We start from the raw sequence: 19,168 nt of genomic DNA, 5'->3' as shown, positions 1-19,168 counted from the left end.
AAAGTGTTCCCGAAAGTTAAAAATGTTAATGTCGAATCGCTGAAAAATGGCTCAAAATTGTTGGATTTTTGGAGCGCGGAGCCTACCCCAACCCCTCCCTAAAGGGAAGGGCTTTTCTAACTTCAACATGAGGGTTTGTGCAACGTTCTATGAAGAGATCAATTTATAGTTCTGAGAAGAGTTCAATGTATAGTTCTGTGCAGGGTTTGTGTAGGGTTTAAAGCACAAACCCTACATTTCGCAACACGCTAAATATCAGCATCGTTACGAGCAAAATGTAGGGTTTTGTGTAGAGTTGTATAGTTTTTTTGTTTCCCTTTTATTTACGTATAGTGCAGGGCAAACATGAATATACATTTATTGCTGTCCGCCTACACTTTTTGAAATTTCAAAACAGTCTTGACGGACAGCAATAAAAATCAAAGTTGAATGACCATTCCTTCCGAAGCGAGTTCCGTGTGAGGGAAAACTTCTGACGCTTCGTTCAGCAAGAGCGTTTCGTCTTCATAGCGTGAGGAGTAATGTCCGATGACGAGTCTGCCCACTGCTGCGTTCTTGGCGAGGGTGGCAGCCTGCTCAGCAGTGCTGTGACAGGTCTGGGCGGCGCGCGGTCCATCCGCCTTGCTGAAAGTGGCTTCGTGATAGAGCACGTCCACGCCACTGAGGAGCGGCGCGTTCAAAGGGCAGAAGGACGTGTCGGAACAGTAGGCATAACTTCTACCCCTCTCCGCCGGATAGGTCAGTCTTTCGTGCGGATAGAACTCTCCCTCTTCCGTGGTCCATCCTTCGCCTTGTTTGATGCGATTGATTTCATAGACAGGAATGTGGAGGAAGTCTATCATGTCGCGTCGGATGTGAGGAAGCGGTGCTTTCTCTCGAAAGAGGAAGCCGCAAGAAGCCATGCGGTGTGAAAGCGGGATGGTGTGGACTTCCACCGAGCGATCTTCAAAAATCAGGTGCAAAGCGTTGTCTTTCGGTAGCGTGTGGAACTCGACGGAGAAGGGAACGGAATGACAGAAGAAGTCAATCCAGGGTTTCATCAGTTCCTCGAAAGGGGCGTGAGCGTAGATGTGCAGTGGTTGGGTTCTGCCCAGGAGCGAAAGCGTGGAAATCAGTGGCACCAATCCCAAAACGTGGTCGCCGTGCAGATGAGACAGAAAGATGTGAGAAAGTTTGCTGAACTTCAAATGATTCCTTCTCATCGAAAGTTGCGTGCCTTCTCCACAATCAATCATGAAAAGTTTCTCGCGCAGGTTAATCACCTGTGCGCTGGGATTGTGGCGCAGCGTTGGAAGCGCGCTTCCACAACCAAGAATGTGGACTTCAAACTTTTCCATAAGGCAAAAATAGGGGAAATATGGAAGAATTGACTAATTTTGCTTTACGTTTTTACAGAATCCTTGCAAAGAAGGCGGCAAAGGACGAAAAACGGGGCTTTGTTTCCCTTTCTTTCACCACAAAAATCCTTCCTGCTTCTTTTGCGAATTTGAAATATCTTAGACATATATGAACACTCGTGAAGAACAAATGAAGGCTTTCGGTCGTTTGCTGGACGTGCTGGACGAACTACGCGTCAAGTGTCCCTGGGACCGGAAGCAAACCAACGAAAGCCTGCGTCCCAACACCATTGAAGAAGTCTATGAACTCTGCGACGCTCTCATCCAACAGAACGACCACGAAATTTGCAAAGAACTGGGCGACGTTTTGCTGCACATTTGTTTCTATGCCAAAATCGGCTCCGAGAAGGAAGCGTTTGACATTGCGGACGTTTGTAATCGCCTCTGCGAGAAACTGATTTTCCGTCATCCCCATGTTTTCCCGCCTTCCAACGGCGAGAAATCAGAGGTGACCACTTCCGCACAAGTCAGTGACCAATGGGAGCAACTCAAACAAAAAGAAAAGGACGGAAACAAAACCGTGCTTTCCGGCGTGCCGGCTGCCCTGCCCTCACTCATCAAAGCCTATCGCATTCAGGACAAAGCGCGCCATGTGGGTTTTGACTGGGAAGAGCGCAGTCAGGTTTGGGAAAAGGTGAAAGAAGAAATCAGCGAGTTTGAAGCAGAGGTCGAACACATGGACGCAGACAAGGCGGAGGCAGAATTTGGAGACGTCATGTTCAGCCTCATCAACGCTGCCCGCCTCTATCACATCAATCCCGACAACGCCCTTGAAAGAACCAACCGAAAGTTCATCAACCGCTTCAACTACCTGGAAAGCAAAACTTTGAAGAAAGGCAGACAACTCACGGACATGACCCTGGCAGAGATGGATGCCATTTGGGAGGAAGCGAAAACCAAAGAGAAGTGACCATGGCGAGTTACGTTTTCTTTCGTCCACCCCACGCACGCTTCATCACTCGGCTGAAACAAAATCTGACGCCGCGCACCTTTGAAGTTCCCTCTCAGTTGCCCTTGACAGGAGGCTATGTCATTTGCCCTTTTCAACCCTCTCGCGAGACCCCGCTGGTTTGGTTGGAACCGGACGAAATCAACCGAATCGAAGTGAAAGAGGCGAACGCGCTCTCCTCGTTTTTCCTGCCCGAAGACAGTGAGGAGGAGAAACGAGCCTACGAGCACGCCTTTCACCTCGTCAGCCAAAGTCTGCAATCAGGCGAGACACGGAAAATCGTGCTGGCTCGTCGCCACGAATTCTGTTTTGCGCCGAAGAAGGCGCATTCCCCGCTGCATCTCTTTGTGAAAGCCTGCCAAGAAAATCCTTCCGTCTTTGTCGCACTGTGGGACACGCCGCAAACAGGCACGTGGCTCGTGGCTTCGCCGGAGCCTTTGCTGGAAAAGGTGAATGAACAGTGGCATTCCGTGGCGTTGGCTGGGACGCGAACCAACCAAGGGACAGACCTCACCTCTTGGGACCACAAGAACCTGGATGAACAAGCCGTGGTTTCTGACTTCATCCGCTCCTGCCTCTCACAAACGGCGGAGAAAATTGAAACATCTCCTGTGCACAGCCAAGGCTACCGCCACTTGCAACACCTCGCCACGGACTTCCGCTTTTCTCTTCCTTCTCCCGAATCTGTGACCCGGACGCTGTCGCTCCTTCACCCGACACCGGCGGTTTGCGGACTGCCGCGTGACAACGCCTTAGCCACCATCCGTCTTGCCGAGCCGGATGCAAGGAGTTTCTATGCCGGCTTCAGCGGTCCGCTTTTTCTTCACGGTGAAACGAGGCTTTATGTCTCACTGCGTTGCATGGAACTCATCGGCGACAGAGCGTCTCTCTATGCCGGCGGCGGCATCATGCCGGAAAGCACCGTTGAAACGGAATGGGAAGAGACCCGACGCAAGATGGCAACCATGCGAAGCCTTTTTTCAAAACCTTGACTCACACATAAGGGGTGTTCTAAGTAATATGAAAATAATAAGTTGCGTCAGATTTGAATGACATTTTCGAGGGCAGATTTTCACCCGAAGAAGGAGCATAGCCGTAGCTATGTGACTGATGAGGGAGGAAATATGGAACGAAAAGATTTTCAAAGATGATGCAGGTTATTTTTTAAGGATTACTAAAAATTAGGTTGAAAACGTAAGCACTTTCTTTTGAACGTTCCTTATCCCGTAATTTATAGAACACCCCATAATCCTGACTCCCTTGCCCTACTCAAACACTCCACAAGTCAATCAGTTGACCTCCTTGCTCCTCACCCGGGGTTCATGCGACGTGGTCGTTTGCCCCGGCTCGCGCAACGGCATCATTGTTCACAACCTCCACCTTTTGGCAGAGAACCATCCACAGCGTGTGCGACTCCATCCCGTGACCGATGAGCGCAGCGCGGGATTCGTGGCGTTGGGACTGGCACTTGCCAATGGCGACGCAGCCCTCACTGCGGTTTGCGTCACCTCGGGCTCTGCCGTGCTGGCTTGTCTGCCGGCTGTGGCGGAGGCTTATTTCCGCCACATTCCTCTGCTGGTCATTTCTGCAGACCGCCCGGTGTGGCAAATCGGACAAACCGACGGGCAAACGCTGGTGCAGAACGGAGCGTTCCACTCCTACTGTCCGACGCAGCAGCTGCTGTGTCTGCCCGCCGGAACGCCCTACGATGAAAAGACGCGCCTTCAGAACAACCGCGCCATCAACGAGGCGTTCTGTCAACTGAGCCAACACGGGGGAGGTCCGGCTCACCTCAACGTGCCCATTGACGAGCCGCTTTTTCAGTTCACCGTGGACGAATTGCCACGAGAAAGAACGTTCCGTCGTCTGAGAACCTATTCTTCCATTCCTCTTCCTCACGAACTGTTGGACGCCATTCGTCAAGCACGGCTTCCCGCATTGTGCATGGGGCAATATGAGCAGGGAGATTTGACGGCTGAGGTGGACACGCTGGAGCGCGAGCACCGCTTGCTCGTCCTTCCCGAGATTCTCTCCGGGGCTCGCCCGAGTTTCCGAATGAACGTCTTTGACGGTTTGGGAACTGACGAGAAGGAACTGATTCCCGATTTGGTCATTCAGGTGGGCGGGAACTTCGTGCACAAGCGTTTCAAGAGATTGCTGCGTGAGACGGATTGCCGTGTGATTCGCATCGGTTTGGAACCCGAAAACACCGACACGTTCTGCCACCTTGACACCTTCATTGAATCTCCTGCCCTTCCGGTGCTCTCACAGCTCAACCGCCTGTTGCCCGCTCAAAACCCGAAGGTGCTGAGCGCGTCACGGGAGCTGGACAAACGCCAAAGTGCACTTGCCCAATCAGACGCGGAAAGAACTCCCTTAGAGCGCGTGCTTCTTTCCCTGCGCGATGCCCTTTCTTCACGAACCGATTTCACGCTTCATCTGGCAAACAGTTCTGCCGTCCGTGCTGCCTCGCGAGTTTTTGAAGCCGGCAGTTTCCCCATCTTTTGCAACCGCGGCGTGAACGGAATTGAGGGCAGCCTTTCGACAGCCGTGGGCTGCGCCATGAAAGGCGACGGACTTCACGTGGTGGTCATCGGCGATTTGAGTTTCTTCTACGATGCCAACGCTCTTTGGAACACGCATCTCCCATCGAACCTTCGCATTCTCCTCTTCAACGATGCCGGCGGCAGCATCTTCAACGGACTCCCCGGACTGGCTGACTCCCCTGCCCGCGATGCCTTTGTGGCTGCTCGCAGCAAAGGTTTCTCCGCCCGTGGAATCGCCCAAAGTTTCGGCGTGAGCCACCAGGAGTTGTTGCCCCCGAACTGCAAGGAATCCGTGTTCAAACAGTGGCTGGCGGAAAGCCCCGTCGCCCGTCTGCTGGAAGTCAAGGCTTACGCCGAGACATAGGAAACCACACCTTATTATATATATACCAGCCGCTGACCTCTCCGAAACCATACCTCTTTATTTATAGACAATCATTCAAAAACCATCCTTATTTCTCATGAGAACTTGGACAAAAATAAAAGACTACGAAGAAATCTGCTTTGACCTTTACAACGGCATTGCACGCATCACCATCAATCGCCCGCGCTTTCGCAACGCCTTCACTCCGCTCACCGTCTCTGAAATGTCCGATGCCTTCCGCTACTGCGCGACTCACCGCGAGGTGGGCGTGGTTTTGCTGACCGGCGCCGGGGACAAGGCGTTTTGCGCCGGAGGCGACATGCACGTCAAAGGTCGCGGCGGCTACGTGGACGACGCCGGCGTGCCCAAACTGAACGTTTTGGAAGTGCAGAAACAAATACGAACGCTGCCGAAGCCGGTCATTGCCATGGTGAACGGCTACGCCATCGGTGGCGGTCACGTGCTTCACCTTGTCTGCGACCTGACCATCGCTTCCGAGAATGCCATCTTCGGTCAGACGGGACCGAAAGTGGGTTCCTTTGATGCTGGTTTCGGCGCGTCCTATCTGGCTCGCATCGTGGGGCAGAAAAAAGCGCGCGAGATTTGGTTCCTCTGTCGGCAGTATGATGCAGCGGAGGCGGAGCGCATGGGAATGGTGAACAAAGTCGTGCCCTTTGACCGTCTGGAAGACGAGGCGGTGGAATGGGCAGAAAGAATGATGGAACTCTCTCCCCTCGCCCTCCGAATGATTAAAGCGGGTCTCAACGCGGAACTGGACGGACAGGCTGGCATTCAGCAACTTGCAGGCGACGCAACGATGCTCTACTACATGTTGGACGAAGCCCAAGAAGGTGGCCGCGCTTTCTTGGAGAAACGTAAGCCGAAATTCTCACGCAATTTCTGATGACTCTTTTCCCACGCCATGGACGCTCCCTTCACCGTTCTCCCCACCCTGCCGCCGTTCCGCCTCCGCGTCGTGCCCACCACGCTGACTTTCAAAAAGCCGGCAGGCACCTCCCGAGGGGTCTATCTCACCCGACGGCTCTGGCGCGTGGTTCTTTCCTCCGCCTCCCCCACCCTCCACTTCACGGGGTTGGGCGAGTGTGCTCCGCTCCACGACCTCAGTGCGGACTATGATGAAACCTACGAACAGCGCCTTCGCTCCGTCTGCCAAGACCTGGAACGAAGCGGACAGTCCGCAGACTTGTCCGCACTTCGTGATTGCCCTTCCATGAAGATGGGATTGGAGACAGCGTTTTTCTCCGCGGCAGCCTCACTGCGCGGAGACCATCTGCACCTTTTCCCGTCCACTTTCACCTCCGGAGAGAACAGCATTCCCATCAACGGACTTGTTTGGATGGGGTCGCAGGAAGAGATGCTGCAAAGAATGGAAGAAAAGCTGGAACAAGGATTTCACTGTGTGAAGCTGAAAATCGGGGCATTGGATTTTGACAGTGAACTCTCACTCATTCGCACGCTGCGAGCACGCTTCAGCGCCTCGGACGTGGAATTGAGGCTGGACGCCAACGGGGGCTTCTCCGTGACGGAGGCTTTGCAGCGTTTGCACCAACTTGAACCGTTTCGGATTCACAGCATCGAACAGCCCATTCGTCAAGGGCAATGGAAAGCCTTGGCGGAACTCTGCCAAAAAACTCCGATTCCCATCGCGCTTGACGAAGAACTCATCGGAGTTCATCTGCCGGAAGAGAAAAAAGCCCTGCTTGACACCGTGCGCCCTCAGTTTCTCGTCCTCAAGCCGACGCTACACGGCGGCTTCACCGGCGCGGAAGAGTGGATTTCGCTGGCACGCGAGAGAGAGGTGGGCTATTGGGTGACCAGCGCCTTGGAGTCCAACATCGGGCTCAACGCGATTGCCCAGTGGACTGCAGCGCTTCACGAACATTTCCATCCTGACCACCCCGCCCTTTCCTTTCCCCAGGGACTGGGCACGGGCAGTCTTTTCGTCACCAACTTCAGCGGCGCACCGCTTTCTTTGGAGGGAGAGCGCATGTGGTGCGGAACTCCTGACCAAAGAGAATTCAACCGCGAAGCAGCCCACTTCCGCCACACGTTTTTGAATGCAGAACCCTCCTTGAGCGTGCAGACTTCGGGAAGCACCGGACAGCCGCAACGCCTCAGCGTCGAAAAAAAACGGATGGTTCGCAGCGCGGAGGCTACGCTTCGTTTCCTCCGAATTCCGAACGGTTCGACCGCCCTGCTCTGCCTGCCGCTGAAATTCATTGCGGGACAAATGATGGTGGTTCGTTCGCTCGTGGGTTCGCTTTCGCTTCGTGCGGTTTGCCCCTCGTCTCGTCCGCTTGCGACACTCCACGACGCTCCCTTCTTCGCAGCCATGACACCGATGCAAGTCTTTGAGAGTCTTCGCTCGCCCCATGACCGCCGCCTGCTTCGTCGCATTCGCCGTCTTCTCATCGGCGGCGGTTCCATTTCGCCCACTTTGGAGGAGGAACTGCGCGACTTCCCTAATGAGGTGTGGAGCAGCTACGGCATGACGGAGACTCTTTCGCACATCGCCCTCCGCCGTCTCAACGGTCCACAGGCTTTGGAGACCTATCGTCCTCTCCCCGGCGTTCGTCTCTCTCTTTCTTCGGAAGGAACGCTGATCATCGACGCCCCGGGCATCACCGACGGCGCGCTCACGACCAACGACTTGGCGGAAATATCGGGCGACGGAAGTTTTCGCATCCTCGGTCGCCGCGACAACGTCATTTGTTCGGGCGGGCTGAAACTTCGCATCGAGGAACTGGAAACCCGACTCGCTTCTCTGCCGGTTCGTTTTTTCATCACCTCCCTTCCCGACGAACGTCTCGGCGAAGCGGTGACATTGCTCTTTGAGCCGCGCGAGGGCATGGAAACAGCCACTTTGGACACGCTTTGTCGCCATCTGCTGCCCCCTCACGCCGTCCCGCGCCGCTTTGTCGCCGTCCCGCGTCTTCCTTTCACCGACACCGGAAAACCGGCGCGCGCCGAGGCAAAACGGCTGGCTCTGAAACTCAGTCCCAAAGCCGATTCTTGAACTTCACGCTTAGATATCCATGACTCCCATTGAACTTCTCTCTCCCGCACGCACTGCTGACATCGGCATCGAAGCCGTGCGCCACGGTGTCGACGCCGTCTATATCGGCGGACCGGGCTTCGGGGCACGCGCCGCAGCCGGCAACAGCGTGGCTGACATTGAACGTCTCTGTCGCTTCGCCCACCCCTTCGGCGCGAAGGTCTATGTCACCCTCAACACAATTCTCTTCGACGACGAGTTGAAGCGTGCCGAGGCGCTGGTCAAGGATATTTATGAAGCAGGCGCCGATGCGCTCATCGTGCAGGACTTCGCCTATCTGACCATGTCGCTTCCCCCAATTGCGCTTCATGCCTCCACGCAAACCGACATCACCACGCCGGAGAAGGCGGCTTTGTTGGAGGCTGCCGGTTTCACCCGTCTGGTGGTGGCGAGAGAACTTTCGTTGAAGGAGATTGGCGAGATTTCGAAAACGGTGAGCGTGCCGCTCGAAGCGTTTGTTCATGGCGCTTTGTGTGTCAGCTACAGCGGTCGCTGCTATGCCTCTCAGCATTGTTTCCAACGCTCGGCGAACCGCGGCTGTTGTGCCCAGTTTTGTCGGCTGGCTTTTGATTTGACCGATGGAAACGGGCGGTTGTTGGCGCAAAACAAACATCTGCTTTCGCTGCGCGACATGAATCGTTCCAACTCGCTGGAGGAGATGATGGATGCAGGCGTCACCTCTTTCAAGATTGAGGGACGCTTGAAGGACGTGAACTATGTGAAAAACGTGACGGCTTTCTATCGGCAACGCATCGACGAGATTCTCTCACGTCGTTCACAAGACTTCTGCCGCGCCTCGGCGGGCAGGGTGACCTGCGACTTCACACCGGACGTAGCGCGAAGTTTCAACCGTGGCTTCACAGACTATTTTCTCCACGGCAGCCCTCACCGCTCCATCGCGAGTTTCCACACGCCGAAAGCCATCGGTCCTGCGGTGGCAAAGGTCAAAAACGTGGCTGCACGCAGCCTCACAGTGTCGCCCCTGCCCAATACGCCGCCTTTGCAAGCGGGCGACGGGCTATGCTTCCTGGCTCCCGACGGCACTTTCCGAGGTTTTCGTCTGAACCGCGTGGAAAACGGAACGACGTTGTTTCCGGCGTCGATGCCTTCCCTGCAACCCGGGACGATGCTCCACAGAAGTCTTGACCACGCCATGGAACTGACGCTTGCCCGCCCGACGGCGGAGCGTCGTTTGGCACTGGACATGACGTTGCAAGCCACGAGCGACGGCTTCTCGCTCAGCCTCGCGGACGAATTGGGCAGAAGCGTGACGTGCTCCTTCACTCACTCGCACCAGGAAGCGCGCACCTCGCAGTCGGAAGCCGTGCGACGAACGCTCTCCCGTCTGGGCGACACGATTTACGAAGCTCGCACCATCCGTCTCCTTCCGGACGGCACGCATTTCATTCCCGCCTCTGTCCTGACCTCGTGGCGCCGCGAGGCGATTCGCAGCCTTGAGGAAGCAACGGCACGAAGTCATCGGGCAGAACCCGCAGGTTCACCCAACCACGAACTTCTGAAACAGCGAATGCCAGCCGCTCTCCCCTTCTCCGCCAACATTTCCAACGCCTTCTCCCGCGAGTTTCACCTCGCCCACGGTGCCTCATCGGTGGAACCGGCTTTGGAACTGCAACGACCGGAGAAGGACCCATTGGTGCTGATGACCTGCCGCCACTGCATTCGTCGCGAGTTGGGGCTCTGTCTGCTTCGCGACGGTGAAAAGGCACGCGAAGCGAAAGAACCGCTCAGCCTTTCTCTTCCCGATGGTCGCCGCTTTCCGCTTCGTTTCCTTTGCAAAAGTTGTGAAATGCAGGTGCTGGCGCCACAATGAGTCTCAAATTCAGACTCAAGATAAAGGCGAAACGGCGACAAATCCCTAATTTTGCCTCATCTTCTCACCTCCCCATCCGACTCCCTCGCCCATGAAGTTTCGCACGCCCCTCCTTAGTCTTTTTCTTCTCCTGCTTCCGATTTGGTGGCTGTCGAGTTGCTACTATTCCACGCCGCGCCCTTCGGACCGATGGTCACCCACGGCGGAGGGACAGGTGGATTCGTTGGACTTCTATGCCCGCCACCACTACTGGATTGGCTTCAATTTTGAACTGACGGATTCTTTGTCCATTTCACTCCTTCCGCCGCAGCAAGGGAGGGAAGACTATGTGATGCTCCCGACCGACTCCATCGTCTTGAAAGCCGGTCAAAAAGTGGTGGTCGCTCAGGTGATGTTTGACAACAGCCACGAGAACAGCGATTCGGTTTGGGTCAAGATTGCACGTGACCAACTTGCGCAAGGCTGGGTCAGCGAAGAAATGCTCGTGAGCCACGCCGTGCCCGACGACCCCATTTCCCAATTCATTCACAATTTTTCCGACAGCCGCACGCTTTTTGTGCTGACCGCCGCAGGGCTCTGTATCCTTTTCATATTGATTCAAACCGTTCGCCACGGACACATCCGTATTGTTCACTTCCGCGACATCCCGAGCTTCTATCCCACCCTGCTCTGCCTCTGCGTTTCGGGCGCAGCAACCATCTACGGCAGCATGCAACGCTTCGTTCCCGAGACTTGGGTGGAGTTTTACTATCATCCCACACTAAACCCATTCAACCCTGACATCCCGCTCATCCTTGCACTCTTCATCTGCTCCGTGTGGACGATGCTGATTGTCGGGATTGCCGTGATTGATGAAATCCGACGTCTCCCCGACCTCGGCGACAACCTCACCTACCTCGCGACACTCGGCGGAGTTTGCATGGTGCTCTATCTGGTTTTCACCATGACCGTCCCACTGATCTTCGGCTATGTCTTGCTGGTGGTTTACTGGTTCTTTGCTATTCGTCGCTACATACTCCACGGTCCGTCACACCTCTTCTGCGGTGTCTGCCACGAATCCATTCCCCACAAAGGACGCTGTCCGCACTGCGGCGCGTGGAACGAATGAGCGCGGCGTGAGAACAGGCTTCCACAAAAACCGAAATGGCCATCGCATTCATTCCCAACTGTTTCAAAGTTTCCATAAAAGTATTACTCAAATCGCTTCCCTCCCCATGACACTTCTTCATTCTCTGCTTCTATCCCTGCTACCCCTCCTCGCACCGGCTGTTTCAGACAGCATTCCTGCAGAGGTGGTCGAGGAGGAAATGGTGTTGAAAAACGGACAGATTGAACTGCCCGGAACGTTCACCCTGCCCGCCCGGTGCAAAGACAAAGTGCCGGCAGTGGTTCTCGTGGCGGGAAGCGGACCGAACGACCGCGACGAGACACTCGGACCGAACAAACCCTTCCGCGACCTGGCTTGGCTGTTGGCAAAAGAAGGCATCGCCTCACTACGCTACGACAAGCGCACGAAAGTCTATGGTGCACGCTCGCAAGAGGTGAGCGGCGGAACGATGGACTTTGACTCCGAAGTGACCGACGATGCACTCGCCGCCGTGAAGTGGCTTGCCACCCAGAAACACGTAAAAGCCGATGAGATTTACGTCATCGGACACAGCCTCGGCGGCATGCTGGCGCCGCGCATCACGAAAAAAGCACAAGGAGGCGTGAAAGGTTTTGTCGCGCTCGCCGCCCCGGCACGAAACCTCTGGGAAAGCGCACTAGAACAACTGGAATATGTCACACAAGTGCAAGGCGCTACACCGGAAATCGCCAAAAAGCAATCCGCCATCCTCCTGGCGCAGATGAAACGAAGCGTCCCTAGGGACTATGAGGTGCAAGCCGCCAACTACAATCAAATCGAGGAAGCACAAACGCTGAAGAACGCTCGCATGATGTTCCTCTTTGGCGGGAACGACTATCAAGTGACCTTCAAAGACTTCAGTCTCTGGCAAGCAGCGTTCTTCATGCGTCCCGAAGTGAAAGTCTGCCTTTTGCCGGAACTCGACCACCTCATGCGATCGCTACCACGAAAAGCCGTGCCGCAAGACTACCTCCGCAAAGGCGAAATCGACAAAAGAGTGATTGAACTCATCAAAAACTTCATCCTCGAAAAGAACTGAAACCACCAATCTCCAAAAAATCAAACACAAAAGCCATGGTCAAACACATCGTCATGTTCCAATTCAAAGCCGACGTGCCGGCTGAAACCAGAAACGAAGCGGCTCGCCAATTCAAAGCGGGCATCGAGGCGCTCCCCGCCATCATTCCCACCATCCGAGCCATCAAAGTCGGGCTGAACATCAATCCTTCGGAGAAATGGGACATCTGCCTCGAATCATCCTTCGACAGTCTGGAGGATGTCAAAACCTACGGCGCACACCCCGCCCACAAAGCCGTCGCCGTGGAACTCATGCAACACGTCGCAGCCCGTGCCTGCACCGACTTTGAAATCTGAGGCAACGAACACAGCGCGACTCAGGACTGAGCCCCCCCGCGCCAGCACGAATTGAAAATGAAAGGCGGTGTGTCATAATAGCCAATCTGCTGCGTTGCTATCGGATTCGGGCTTGGTCATGTACTTCAGTACACTCCCTGCGTCCTCATCCTCAGCGCCTTGCATCTTAGCCATTCTGACGCACCTTTGAGGGTGTATCCAAAATGCGCATTTTGACATACCGTCCCCGCAGAAAAGGCGTTTCAAACCGCCGCACAGAAGGAAGAAAAGAAGCAATTTCCACAAAAAAGGGTAATTTTACCCGTTTTTGTGGAAGTTTTTTTCTTTCGGCTCGGAGAAACAAAAAAATAAGAGCACCTTTGCATCCACAAAAAAGGGTAATTTTACCCGTTTTTGTGGAAGTTTGCACAAAAAAGCGAAGAACCATGGAAATCAAAAGAGACAATTATCTCAACAAACTCAGACGCTCGCGCCACAACGGCATGATAAAAATCGTCACAGGCTTGAGAAGAAGTGGAAAATCCTATCTGCTCTTCAAATTGTTTTATGATGCTCTTCTCCGAGACGGAGTTGCCCCACACTGCATACAGCGAATTGCGATGGACGATGTGAGAAATGAACATCTCCTAAACCCGGTTGAACTCGTTGAAACAGTGGAGAAGAACCTGATTCCCGATCGCATGAACTACATTCTGCTGGACGAAGTTCAAATGGTCAGAAATTTCACCGGAGCTTTGAATACACTGCTGAGAATGGAGAATGTGGACATCTACGTGACCGGAAGCAATTCCAAATTCCTATCCAGCGATGTCGCCACAGAGTTCCGAGGGAGAGGAGATGAAATCCATCTCTACTCGCTCTCTTTTGCAGAGTTTTCTTCTTTTTCCGGCAACGACCTCCACAAAAACTGGAAAGACTATGTTCTTTTTGGCGGTTTGCCACAGGTGGTGCTGCAGAACGAAGAGGAGGCGAAAGTCCGCTATCTGCAAAACCTCTATCGCTCCGTCTATATAAAAGATTTGAAGGAGAGGCACAAAATCAACAAAGAGTCGCAATTTGAGGACATCGTCAAAATCATGGCTTCAAACATCGGAAGCCCGTGTAATCCCACTAAGTTGTCTAACACATTCCAGTCAGTCACAAAAGAAAGCTTGCACTCTTCCACGATTCACACCTTCTTGAACTATCTGGAAGATGCTTTTCTCATTGAAAAGGTCACAAGATATGATGTCAAGGGGAAGAAACATGTGGGAGCGTTGTCAAAATACTATTTTTCGGACATAGGGCTACGCAATGCCATCTTGAACTTCCGCCAACAAGAGGAAAGCCACATCATGGAAAACATCATTTTCAATGAACTCAAATCCAGAGGCTTCAACGTGAACGTCGGCATAGTGGAAGTTCGAGAAAGGCAGGGAGATTCACTGCTCAAAAAACAGTTTGAGGTGGACTTTGTGGCGAACAAAGATTCAAGACGATTTTACATTCAATCCGCCTTGGAGATTCCCGACCAAAGGAAGATGCAACAAGAGAGCGCCTCACTCAGAAACATCCAAGACGCGTTCAAAAAAATCATCATTGTCAGAAACGATTTCCGACCTTGGTACAACGAAGACGGAATCCTCATCCTCAGTCTCTATGATTTTCTGCTGAACCCAGCAAGCCTCGACCTCTGAGAACGAGAAGCAATGCAGCAGCACGCAATGCTTCAACATAAACGCGGCGCTTTACGATGACTGCACGAGAAAAAGAATTTCCACAAAAAAGGGTAATTTTACCCGTTTTTGCGGAAGTTTTTTCTTTCAGCTCGGAGAAACCCCAAAATAAGACCACCTTTGCATCCACAAAAAAGGGTAATTTTACCCGTTTTTGTGGAAGTTTGCTTATTCTTACGATACTGCAGGTTTTCTCTTCGCCAACAACAGACTACACTGAAGAAAGGCCAAGTTCACGCAAGTGCCGAACCGAAACTTCCATGGGCTACACCGAGTTTACTTTGCGCGACACCGAACCTTCCATGCGCCGATTTACAAAAACTGGAACAAGCACGAACGAAAATGGAGTCTTCGCCATTGCTTCACTGTGACGTTTTCCCCCTATTTTGGGACATAAAAGTGCTCCGTGAAGGCTGGTGTTCGATTTTACACTTTTGGAAATGGCGACAGGGGATTATATATATGTGTAGAGAAAAGGAGAAGCCTCGGCTTCTCCTTTTTGGGGGTGTAAAATCTAAAGAATTAGGGTTTTCCAGTGGCTTGCACTAAGTTTTGAACAGTTTCCTGTTCAAACTACGCGTTTCAGAGGCGAAAAAGCCGGGCGGAAAGTGTTCCGAAAGTTTAAGATGTAAAATCCACTTCGGCGAAAAACGTGCACTTTTTTGTACGTTTTTCTCACAGCGCGGCGCAGACATTTCGCTCGATGCGACCCTCGACATCCTCGGAAGGAGCGGGGACAAAGGTCTCGCCCGTGATGTGTTCGTAGAGTTCAATGTAGCGGTCGGAGATGCTCTTCACGACTTCCGGAGTCATCTCGGGGATGGGCTGGTCGGCGGCACCGTGCACCTGGAAGCCGTTGGCGAGCAACCACTCGCGGACAAATTCCTTTGAGAGCTGCTTTTGGGGCTCGCCGTTCTTGAGTCGTTCTTCGTAGCCTTCTGCATAGAAATAGCGGGAGGAGTCGGGTGTGTGGATTTCGTCCATCAGATAAATCTCGCCGTTTCGTTTGCCGAACTCATATTTTGTATCGACCAGAATGAGTCCTCTTTTCGCTGCGATTTCTGTGCCGCGGCGGAAGAGCGCGAGAGCGTATTTTTCCAAAAGTGCGTATTCCTCGGGAGTCGCGAGCCCTCTTTGGAGGATTTCTTCTTTTGAGATGTCTTCGTCGTGTGCTCCGATTTCAGCCTTGGTGGTCGGCGTGATGATGGGTTCGGGGAACGCCTGATTCTCTTTCATTCCCTCGGGAAGCGTCACTCCGCAGATCTGACGAACGCCCTTTTGATAGGCTCTCCAAGCGCTGCCGCAGAGATAGCCGCGGACAATCATTTCCACGGGGAAACCTTCGCAGAGCAAACCGACAGTGACCATGGGGTCGGGCGAAGACTGCTTCCAGTTCGGACAGATGTCCGCGGTAGCATCAAGAAATTTTGAAGCAATTTGATTGAGCACCTGACCCTTGAAGGGGATGCCCTCGGGAAGAATCACGTCAAAGGCGGAGATGCGGTCGGTCGCCACCATGACGAGACGGTCGCCAAGATGATAGACGTCGCGAACCTTACCGTGATAGACACTCTGCTGACCGGGAAAATGGAAGTCGGTTTGTGTTAAAGCTGACATAGTCTTGAGTTGAATGATGGGTTTATGAAAATGATGGGATTGCTGATTCAGTGGTGCTTCTCGTTTCAGACCTCGGCTTCGGAAGCTTCGGGCTTTTGTTCGGAAATTTTCTCGGATTTTCCTCTGCGCTTCGGGGCGGCGTCGGTCGTCACATCGTGGGCATCGCGTTGGCGGGCAGTATCTTGTTCGTAAGCTTTGACGATGCGCGTGACAAGGCGGTGACGAATGATGTCTTTTTCGTTCATGAAGATGAACGCGATGTCGGGAACGTCCTTGAGGATGCGGCACGCCTCGACAAGACCACTTTTTTGCGAAAGGGGGAGGTCAATTTGCGTGCAATCTCCCGTGACAATCATTTTGGTGTTTCGTCCCATTCGGGTGAGAAACATTTTGATTTGAGCGGTGGTGGTGTTCTGCGCCTCGTCAAGGATGACAACCGCCTCGTTGAGCGTTCTTCCGCGCATGAAAGCCAGCGGTGCGATTTGAATGACGTCAGACTCCATGTAGTCTTGCAGTTTCGTCGCTGGAATCATTTCTTGGAGGGCGTCATAGAGCGGTTGAAGATAGGGGTCAATCTTGTCCTTCATGTCGCCTGGCAAAAATCCGAGTTTCTCACCGGCTTCAACGGCAGGGCGGCAGAGAATGATTCGTTTGATTTCCTTGTTTTTCAAGGCGCGGACGGCGAGCGCAATGGCTGTGTAGGTTTTTCCCGAACCGGCGGGACCGACGGCGAAAAGGAGGTCTGCGGATGAGTATGCCTCCACCAGTCGGCGTTGATTGGCGCTGCGGGGCGTGATGGGTTTACCGCCTGCGCTGTAGAGAATAATGTCTTCTGCGTTTTCTTGGCGTGTGGAAGTTTTGCGAACGATGTGAACGACGTCTTCTTCGTTCAGACGATTGAATTGGGCGCAGTGTCGGTCGAGCGCGGGGAACATCTCTTCGAACTCGCTCATCTCTTCCTCGCTGCCGATGACTTTGATGACTGTGTCGCGCGCCATGATTCGCAACTTAGGGAAGAGCGCACGCAGCAATTTGATGTTGGCGTTGTTCACGCCGTAGAAGAGGACGGGATCGGAGAGCTCGATGACAAAGTGCTTTTCTATCATTCTTCGTTTGACGGTCTGAGAAATGGATGCGGGCGGGGCATGCCGCTCAATTTTTTTGCAAAATTAGTGTAAGGGAAGAAAAGAGGAAAAAGAAAAGCGGGAAAAACCCGCTTTCCAAGGCTTGAGAGCCTCAACTTTTTGTCAGATGGCGCAAAATGTGCTTCAAAAACCGCCGAGTGACTGCAAAATGTCTTCCACAATCTGAGGAACGGTCAAATGGTTGGCAGCGAAGAAGTCGGCAGGAGCATAGCGGTCCACAAATTCTTTCCGGGCACCGAAGCAGAGGGTCTTGACCGAGGTCGGACCAAAATGGCGGGCGACTTTCTCGCCATAGCCGCCCTCCAAAGCGCCGTCCTCCAAAGTGACCACAAGACGGTGGTCGGAGACAAGGCTGTCAAGCAGGGACTCGTCAAGTCCGGAGATGAAACGCGGATTGATGAGCGTGGCTTCAATGCCTCTGTCTTTCAACGCACTGCTCACCTGCTCGCCCAAAGCAAAGAAATTGCCTAACCCCAAAATCGCCACGTCCTTGCCACGGCTGACAAGCTCTGATTTGTTCAACTCGGAGAAATCCGTTGGAACGGGACGAGTGGCGGAACGAGGCTCACCGACGGGGACACGAATGGCTACGGGGTGACGGTCGTAGGCGAGGCTCCAGTCAAGCATGGCGAGATATTCTTCCCGATTGGTCGGTGCAAGGAACACGAGATTCGGAATGCCGGAGAGCAAGGGGATGTCAAAATGGCAAAGATGCGTCACGTCGGTCATGGAAGTCAGCGACCCCCACAGCACAAGAAGGGTGGCGGGATTGTCGTTGATGCACAAATCCTGAGAAACCTGGTCGTAGGCACGCTGAAGGAAGGAACTGCACACGCCAAAGACGGGTTTTCCGCCTGCCTTCGCCATGCCCGACGCCAAAGCCACGGCGTGTTCCTCGGCTATGCCGACATCGACAAACTGCTTGCCTGCCTCCTGCCGACGAGAGGGCGTCCACCCCCAAATTCCGGGAGTGCCGGCGGTGATGGCGCAAACGGTTTTGTCGTCTTTCATGCGCTGCAAGAGGTGGGCGGCAGTGAGGGAATTATAGTCTTCCCCGATGTTTTTCTGCTTCAACGCGCCGGTGGAAATCTCAAAGGGCATGGTCCAGTGCCAAGTTTCTTTGTCCTCCTCAGCCGGCGCATATCCCTTGCCCTTCAAGGTGTTGATGTGAACGACCACGGGGTGGTTCGTGTCCTTCACTTTGCGAAAAGCTTCTATCAGGGAGGAGAGGTCGTTCCCTTTGTCCACATAGACATAGTCAAGCCCCATGGCGCGAAAAAGATTGTTCTCACAGCAGCCGTGGCTGCGGCGAAGTTCGGCGAGGTTTTCGTAGAGTCCGCCGTGGTTCTCGGCAATGGACATTTGATTGTCGTTCACAACGATGATGAAGTTGGAGTTCAACTCCGCCGCCCAGTCGAGACCTTCCAACGCCTCACCGCCACTCAGCGAGCCGTCACCAATCACGGCTATCACATTTCCGGTTTCACCGCGAAGGTCACGCCCCTTTGCCAAACCGCCGGCAAGACTGACGGACGTGGAGGTGTGACCGATGACAAAAAAGTCGTGTTCGCTCTCCGAGGGTTCGGAGTAGCCGGAGACGTCATCATAATGTGACTCCGAAAGGAACGCTGCCACGCGACCGGTGAGCATTTTGTGGGGATAACTCTGGTGGGAGACGTCGAAAACTATCTTGTCGCGGGGAGAGTCGAAGACATAGTGAAGCGCAATGGTCGCTTCAACCATTCCGAGGTTTGGTCCGCAGTGTCCGCCGTGGCGGCTGAGTTTCTCAATGAGCAGGGTGCGGATGTCTTCAGCGAGAGTGTTCATCTCGGCGAGCGAGAGTTTCTTGACATCGGCAGGAGATTGGATGTGTTCTAACAACATGTTTTCTTTGCTTTGGGTTTAAGGTTTTCTGACTTTGTTTCAGGTTCTTCTCAAAATGTGACTGCACGGAAAAAGAATACGAGGGACGCAACCAGGACATCATATTATAGCCCTATAAAAATGCGGGCGGCGGCTTGAGTGCAA

Annotated in this window: 16 protein-coding genes; 12 read left to right on the top strand and 4 right to left on the bottom strand. The window is 53.5% G+C overall.

What is annotated here, in order from left to right; translation table 11 throughout:
• Window positions 1-419: 419 nt before the first annotated feature.
• Window positions 420-1,337, bottom strand: coding sequence for a ribonuclease Z (locus I6E40_RS01295; RefSeq protein ID WP_235385043.1), 918 nt, complete (start codon window positions 1,335-1,337; stop codon window positions 420-422).
• Window positions 1,338-1,357: 20 nt separating this feature from the next.
• On the opposite strand from I6E40_RS01295, the gene I6E40_RS01290 reads away from it, so the two are divergent.
• The 12 genes from I6E40_RS01290 (at window position 1,358) to I6E40_RS01235 (ending at window position 14,749) form a co-directional block, all read left to right on the top strand.
• Entirely contained in the window at window positions 1,358-1,510 is a 153-nt protein-coding gene (locus tag I6E40_RS01290) for a hypothetical protein (protein ID WP_235385042.1), read from the top strand.
• Window positions 1,507-2,307, top strand: coding sequence for a nucleoside triphosphate pyrophosphohydrolase (mazG, locus tag I6E40_RS01285; protein ID WP_235385041.1), 801 nt, complete (start codon window positions 1,507-1,509; stop codon window positions 2,305-2,307). Before I6E40_RS01290 ends, mazG begins: the two co-directional genes overlap by 4 nt.
• Before the next feature lie 2 nt (window positions 2,308-2,309).
• Window positions 2,310-3,338 carry an isochorismate synthase gene (locus I6E40_RS01280; RefSeq protein ID WP_235385040.1) on the top strand — a complete coding sequence of 343 codons (1,029 nt, stop codon included), beginning with the start codon at window positions 2,310-2,312 and terminating at the stop codon, window positions 3,336-3,338.
• Between the two features lie 268 nt (window positions 3,339-3,606).
• Window positions 3,607-5,256: a 2-succinyl-5-enolpyruvyl-6-hydroxy-3-cyclohexene-1-carboxylic-acid synthase gene (gene menD, locus I6E40_RS01275; protein ID WP_235385039.1), complete on the top strand. Its 1,650-nt coding sequence runs from the start codon at window positions 3,607-3,609 to the stop codon at window positions 5,254-5,256.
• Window positions 5,257-5,353: 97 nt separating this feature from the next.
• Entirely contained in the window at window positions 5,354-6,160 is an 807-nt protein-coding gene (menB, locus tag I6E40_RS01270; protein WP_235385038.1) for a 1,4-dihydroxy-2-naphthoyl-CoA synthase, read from the top strand.
• 18 nt (window positions 6,161-6,178) lie between these two features.
• Window positions 6,179-8,293 (top strand): enolase C-terminal domain-like protein, encoded by a 2,115-nt coding sequence (locus tag I6E40_RS01265; RefSeq protein WP_235385037.1) that lies wholly within the window; start codon window positions 6,179-6,181, stop codon window positions 8,291-8,293.
• 19 nt (window positions 8,294-8,312) lie between these two features.
• A complete protein-coding gene (locus I6E40_RS01260; RefSeq protein WP_235385036.1) occupies window positions 8,313-10,163 on the top strand; it encodes a peptidase U32 family protein in 1,851 nt (616 codons plus the stop codon).
• Window positions 10,164-10,254: 91 nt separating this feature from the next.
• The gene (locus tag I6E40_RS01255) at window positions 10,255-11,271 is read left to right on the top strand and encodes a zinc ribbon domain-containing protein (RefSeq protein ID WP_235385035.1); all 1,017 of its coding nucleotides are present in this window, start codon (window positions 10,255-10,257) and stop codon (window positions 11,269-11,271) included.
• Between the two features lie 106 nt (window positions 11,272-11,377).
• Window positions 11,378-12,328: an alpha/beta hydrolase family protein gene (locus tag I6E40_RS01250; RefSeq protein ID WP_235385034.1), complete on the top strand. Its 951-nt coding sequence runs from the start codon at window positions 11,378-11,380 to the stop codon at window positions 12,326-12,328.
• Window positions 12,329-12,363: 35 nt separating this feature from the next.
• The gene (locus I6E40_RS01245; protein WP_235385033.1) at window positions 12,364-12,663 is read left to right on the top strand and encodes a Dabb family protein; all 300 of its coding nucleotides are present in this window, start codon (window positions 12,364-12,366) and stop codon (window positions 12,661-12,663) included.
• A 425-nt stretch (window positions 12,664-13,088) separates the two neighbouring features.
• Window positions 13,089-14,339, top strand: a complete 1,251-nt coding sequence (locus I6E40_RS01240) for an ATP-binding protein (RefSeq protein WP_235385032.1) — start codon at window positions 13,089-13,091, stop codon at window positions 14,337-14,339.
• Between the two features lie 56 nt (window positions 14,340-14,395).
• Window positions 14,396-14,749, top strand: a complete 354-nt coding sequence (locus I6E40_RS01235) for a hypothetical protein (RefSeq protein WP_235385031.1) — start codon at window positions 14,396-14,398, stop codon at window positions 14,747-14,749.
• Between the two features lie 304 nt (window positions 14,750-15,053).
• Here the strand turns inward: I6E40_RS01235 and I6E40_RS01230 are convergent, their stop codons facing one another.
• The 3 genes from I6E40_RS01230 to I6E40_RS01220 form a co-directional block, all read right to left on the bottom strand.
• On the bottom strand, window positions 15,054-15,995 hold the full coding sequence (locus I6E40_RS01230; RefSeq protein ID WP_235385030.1) for a phosphoribosylaminoimidazolesuccinocarboxamide synthase: 942 nt from the start codon (window positions 15,993-15,995) through the stop codon (window positions 15,054-15,056).
• A gap of 65 nt (window positions 15,996-16,060) precedes the next feature.
• Window positions 16,061-17,101, bottom strand: coding sequence for a PhoH family protein (locus tag I6E40_RS01225; protein ID WP_235385029.1), 1,041 nt, complete (start codon window positions 17,099-17,101; stop codon window positions 16,061-16,063).
• A gap of 162 nt (window positions 17,102-17,263) precedes the next feature.
• Window positions 17,264-19,024, bottom strand: a complete 1,761-nt coding sequence (locus tag I6E40_RS01220; RefSeq protein WP_235385028.1) for a 1-deoxy-D-xylulose-5-phosphate synthase — start codon at window positions 19,022-19,024, stop codon at window positions 17,264-17,266.
• Between the last annotated feature and the right edge of the window lie 144 nt (window positions 19,025-19,168).

The sequence above is a fragment of the Prevotellamassilia timonensis genome (assembly GCF_021531665.1).
GTDB lineage: Bacteria > Bacteroidota > Bacteroidia > Bacteroidales > Bacteroidaceae > Alloprevotella.
This window is presented reverse-complemented; position numbering and strand designations above follow the sequence as displayed.